Below are 619 nucleotides of genomic sequence, written 5' to 3'. Positions count from 1 at the left end.
CCACCTGCTTGTCTGCTCCGATATCCAGGGTACGGATAATGACCTTTTTGCCTGCCATATTTTCTGCAACCTGTTTGTATACCTGGAACTGCTGTTCTTCGGTCGGGAAATCTTCGCTTTCCAGATACAGGAACTCACTTCGGAAAAGTCCGATCCCTCCTGCATCATTTTTAAGTACGGCTCCCACATCGGAAAGATTACCGATATTCGCATAGACATTAATCTTCTGGCCAGACAGGGTCACATTTTCTTTGCCCTTCAATTCTTCCAGAAGCGCTTTCTGTCTGCGGTCTTCTTCGCGCTTTTCGGTCATGACCTTCATGGTCTCTTCATCCGGATCTATATAGATGGTTCCGGTAAAGCCGTCGATGGCTGCCATATGTCCGTCATATTCTTTTGCAAGCCCTTCTCCCAGACCAATAACGGCCGGGATGTTCATGGTCCTTGCAAGAATTGCCGTATGGGAATTTGCTGATCCGTACATGGTTGCAAAGGCAAGCACTTTGGACTTGTCGAGCTGAACGGTCTCACTCGGTACCAGGTCATCTGCTGCCACGATCACCGGTTCGTCTGCCACAACACCGCTTTCCCCGGCATCCGAAAGGATACCGAGAAGTCG

General features: G+C 49.6%; 1 protein-coding gene. It reads right to left on the bottom strand.

The annotated features are described in order from the left end of the window. The coding region (locus PGU50_RS17730; RefSeq protein WP_330672606.1) for a putative PEP-binding protein at positions 1–619 on the bottom strand (619 nt) is incomplete at both ends.

Origin of the sequence: Coprococcus sp. AM11-30B (assembly GCF_027674365.1) — a bacterium.
Taxonomy (GTDB): Bacteria; Bacillota; Clostridia; order Lachnospirales; family Lachnospiraceae; genus Allocoprococcus; species Allocoprococcus comes.
This window is presented reverse-complemented; position numbering and strand designations above follow the sequence as displayed.